This is a genomic window from Ilumatobacter sp., assembly GCF_049588435.1.
GTDB lineage: Bacteria > Actinomycetota > Acidimicrobiia > Acidimicrobiales > Ilumatobacteraceae > Ilumatobacter_A.
On record NZ_JBAVYV010000350.1, the window covers coordinates 1 to 4,301 of the forward strand.

The following is a 4,301-nucleotide window of genomic DNA, read 5'->3' on the forward strand; positions in this document are numbered from 1 at the left end:
CCAGGAACGACTCTGTCTCCAGCGTGACCGGCCTCACATCCTGAACAGCCGGCTCTTCGGACAAGTCACTTCCCGGACCCAACCACGACCCCACGACCGGCCCCGGCCGCCAGCAAGGGGCCTCGACCAACACGCCCCGACACCGACGAAGACCCCCTTGACAACCACAGACGCTTCGATCTGATCGGCTCGGCGAGTTCTCGCCGTCGGATGTTCTGGGCGGGCACCGCCCAGCCGTTCGCGCTCTATGAGCGGGAGCGTGTCCAGACTCGGGGATAGAGATCCGTGCCGGGCCGGTCGCCCGGCTTGAGGCCATACTCGGTCATGACCGCGCTGTGATCGGGATCCATTCCGCATTCGCGGAAGATGATGCGGGCATCGTCGCCAAGCCACTTCGAGGTGAACACTCGCAGGTCGGCGCCCGAGTCCAGCTTGCCCGATCCGCCATGCATCGTGCGGCCGTTGAACACCACACAGTCGCCGGGCTCCATCGCCCAACTGATCACGCCGAATGCCTCAGGGTCGGCGTCGATGTCGGGTACCTCCCGCGCTGACATGGCACCGAAGTCGACCTGGTCGACGTAGGTGTGATCGTCGGGGTTGAGGACGCCGAAGTTGAACTGTTTCCAGTCCGGCGTGCCGAGGTGCGACCCGGGCACGAACGCCAAGGCGCTCTTCGCCGCGACGGGCACGAGCGGCATCCAGATCGTGCAGCTGTCGTACCCGTCGATCGACCAGTACGGCTCGTCTTGATGCCACGGTGTCGAGAACTGCGTGCCCGGCGAACGAACGAACACGGCGTCGAAGAAGAAGTTGACCTCCGAAGCGCGCATGATCCGGCCGGCGATTTCGGCGGCGGGTGATTCGAATACGAAGCGTTGAAATTGCTTGACGTCCAACCAGGCCTGGCTGTCCCAGAACATGGTCAGCCCCTCGGCATCTCGATCCCACGGTCGGGCTCGGGCGGTCGGAGCCGCCAGCTGCGTGTCGAGACCATCATCCAGCAGGTCGATCCACTCGACGCCGAACATGCCGGGGAGCAGCACGACGCCGTCGCGGTGATAGGTCGCCACATCCTCATCGGTGATCTGCCGACGCAAACCCGATGTCGTTCGCACCGCGAGGCACGATACTCGACTCGCTGGCTTCGGCGAGACCGGATCGCCCATTCCGACAAACCGACCCGGGCGCACGAAATGCTCCCCCAGCCCGTCGGACCGCGAGTCCCAAAACTTGAGTCGACAACAGTCCGAGGCGCGGCGCAGCGCGCATTCTTGAGCGCCTGATCGCTCGCAGTCGTGCCGATCAGGAGTGGGGTTGGTTGCCGCTCGGACGATGTTGTTCTGAGCCCCCTGTCGGCAACCTCCGTTCACGGCGTTCCGCACAGGCTGGCCGAGTAGTGTGAGGCTCAGACACGACACGAGGGGGTTGTTCGATGGGTGTCATCGTCCTGACGGGGTGCAGCACCGGAATCGGTTTGGAAGCGGCACTCGCCTTCGCGCGCAGGGGTGACACGACTGTCGCCACCTTGAGGAACGTCGCAAAAGCGGACACGCTCCTGGAACGCGCCGCGAGCGAAGGGTTCACGGTTCATGTCGAGGCCCTCGATGTCGACGATGATGACTCGGTCGAGCGGACGATCGGCACCGTCGTCGAGCGCTTCGGGACGATCGACGTCCTGGTGAACAATGCAGGGATCGCCAACTCTGGGCCCGTCGAGGCACAATCGCTCGACAACGCCAGGCGGGTGATCGAGACCAACTTCTGGGGTCCGATCCGCACCATCCGGGCCGTGCTGCCGACCATGCGACGGCAACGGTCGGGCGTGATCGTCAACGTCAGCTCGCTCGCCTCACTGTTGCCCGCCACGATGTACAACGCGATGTACGCAGCCTCGAAGCGGGGTTTGAACGCTGTGAGCGAGGCTCTGGCCGGTGAGGTCGCGCCGTTCGATATCAGGGTCGTGTCGATCGAGCCGGGGTTCTTCAAGACCGGGATCACCGACAACAACATCAGTGAATCCGAGCCCGCGAGCGAGGTGTATGCGGCCGACCAGGTCTGGATGAGGTCGTTCTTCGAACAGGGTGGCTCGGCCGGCCACGCCCATCCGAGCGCGGTCGCCGATGCGATCGTCGCTGCGGCAATCGATCCTGAGACACGGCTGCATGTTCCTGTCGGTGACGATGCAACGATGTACCTCGGTCTGTTCGATCAGGTCGGCGGCTATGAGGGCTGGATGGACGCCGTGATGCCGATCGTGGAGAGCACCGTCGGGCCCCGCCCCACGAACCGCTGATCGAGGGTGTCGAGAACAACGTCGGCAGCGCCCGTCTCCAACCCGATCAGGACCCGGCAGTGGAGATCGGCGTACGAGACCGTCGAGAGCCTGAGCGATACATCGCCTGGAGCGCTTGTCGCAGGCAATTGATGGCCAACGTCGCGCCACTGGGCGAGACTGGTGTCGAATCGGGGAAATTGTGAAGTGCACGACGTGCGGTATGCCGAATCGACCGGGCGCGAGATTCTGCGTCGAGTGTGGATCGTTCTTCCCGCGCGCGTGCACGACGTGTGCAGCACCGATGTCCGACGCTGCAAAGTTCTGCGATCAATGTGGAGCCTCAGCAGAGGCAGCAGCAGAAGTGGTCAGGCCGTCGTTCCGAGACCAGACTCCCGGTGCTCCGGTCGATTCCACCGCCTCGGCTGGCGCCGTGCGCAAGACGATCACGGTGCTGTTCTGCGATCTGGTGGGATCGACCGGGTTCGGCGAGGCGGTCGACGCCGAGGCAGCCCGCGAGGCGATCGGCCGATACCACGCGATGGTCCAGGCCACCGTCGATGCCCACGACGGCACGGTGGCGAAGTTCATCGGCGACGGGGTGATGGCCGTCTTCGGCATCCCCGAGATCGGTGAGGACGACGCCGATCGCGCAGTCGCCACGGGGCTGGCGCTGCAGGCCGGATTCAATCCGATCCGTCAGCACATCCACGACCGCTACGGGTTCGATGTCGGTCTCCGCATCGGCGTCAACACCGGCGAGGTGGTCATCGACGAACAGGATGCCGACATCGTCGGCGACGCGCTCAACACCGCCGCCCGGCTGGAGGCGGCGTGCGCGCCTGGACGAGTCCTCGTCGGTGTGGACACCTGGCGCCTCACCCGCTCGACGGTGCAGTACGAGGTGCTCGGAGAAGTCACGGTCAGGGGCAAGGCGGCTCCCGTCGAAACCTTCCAAGTCGTCGACGAGACACCACAGGACGAGGCGGCGGCTGCTCCGTTCGTCAGTCGCCAGGTCGAGCTCGGCGCACTATGCGCCGTGTACGACCGCGCCGTTGCCGAGCGTCGGGCACACATCGCCACTGTCATCGGGGCACCAGGCGTCGGCAAGACCCGCATCGCCGGAGAGCTGGCACGCCTCTGCGGCGAGGCGCTGCATGTCGACCTCCGATGTGAACGTTCGGGGTCGGCGACGTTTGCGCCCGTCACCGAACTGCTGCGGGTGACCTGCGGCATCGGCTCGGATCAGGGAGCTTCGGATGCGCTTGCCGCGATCGGCCGAATCGTCGAGGAGGCAGAACCCGACCGCGCGCGAGTGATCGACCTCCTCGGCAGCTTCGTCGGCGCCACGATGGCGCGGTCGACAGAAGAAACGTTCTTCGCGGTACGTCGCCTGCTGGAGGTGCTCGGTGCCAGCCGGCCGATTCTGCTGGTGGTCGACGACGTCCAGTGGGCGGAGCCACTGTTCCTCGACCTGCTCGACCACCTCGTCGAGTGGGTGAGTGATGCGCCCGTCTTGATCGTGGCACTCGCCCGCCCTGAAATCCGCGAGCTGCGTGCCGCGCTTACCGAGCAGGGGCGCCGCGTCTCGGCAGTGCTCTCCCTCGAGGGCCTCGATGCTGCGGCCACCGAGGAACTCGCGGCCCGGCTACTCGGGGCGGAGTCGTTGCCGAGGGAGCTGACGGCGCTCCTGCCCGAGTCCACGGAGGGCAATCCGCTCTTCGTCCGCGAACTCGTCCGGATGCTCGTCGACGACGGCGTGGTCGCGCGCACTGCCGATGGCTGGGAGATGACCGTCGACCCCGAGGCTGTCGAAGTGCCACCCACCATCCAGTCGCTGCTCGCCGCCCGGGTGGAGCGCATGCCGCCGGCCGACCGACGATTCGTGGAGCTGGCATCCGTGGTCGGTTCCGAGTTCCCGCGCGGCGCGGTGGGGGCCATCGTCGAGAACGCCGCTGCGTCCGAGACCGAGGCGACGATCGAGCGTCTCCGACGCCGCGACATCATCGAGCCGACGGGCTCCTAC

The 4,301-nt window shown here is 66.1% G+C and carries 3 protein-coding genes and 1 pseudogene; 3 read left to right on the forward strand and 1 reads right to left on the reverse strand.

The genetic code is table 11. The features are described 5' to 3' along the window. Positions 1 to 245: 245 nt before the first annotated feature. On the reverse strand, positions 246 to 1,118 hold the full coding sequence (locus WBV89_RS13640) for a phytanoyl-CoA dioxygenase family protein (RefSeq protein ID WP_423981900.1): 873 nt from the start codon (positions 1,116 to 1,118) through the stop codon (positions 246 to 248). Between the two features lie 317 nt (positions 1,119 to 1,435). Between WBV89_RS13640 and WBV89_RS13645 the strand changes: the two genes are divergently transcribed. From WBV89_RS13645 to WBV89_RS13655, 3 genes and pseudogenes are all read left to right on the forward strand, one after another. Beyond that, positions 1,436 to 2,296, forward strand: a complete 861-nt coding sequence (locus WBV89_RS13645) for an SDR family oxidoreductase (RefSeq protein ID WP_423981901.1) — start codon at positions 1,436 to 1,438, stop codon at positions 2,294 to 2,296. Positions 2,297 to 2,477: 181 nt separating this feature from the next. Further along, a pseudogene (locus tag WBV89_RS13650) lies at positions 2,478 to 2,603 on the forward strand (zinc-ribbon domain-containing protein); the annotation flags it as partial. A gap of 105 nt (positions 2,604 to 2,708) precedes the next feature. Beyond that, on the forward strand, positions 2,709 to 4,301 hold a 1,593-nt coding region (locus tag WBV89_RS13655; protein WP_423981902.1), incomplete at its 3' end, for an adenylate/guanylate cyclase domain-containing protein.

Excerpts from the sequence above, each read along its gene's own strand:
- WBV89_RS13645 (WP_423981901.1), top strand. The coding sequence starts at position 1,436 with ATGGGTGTCATCGTCCTGACGGGGTGCAGCACCGGAATCGGTTTGGAA.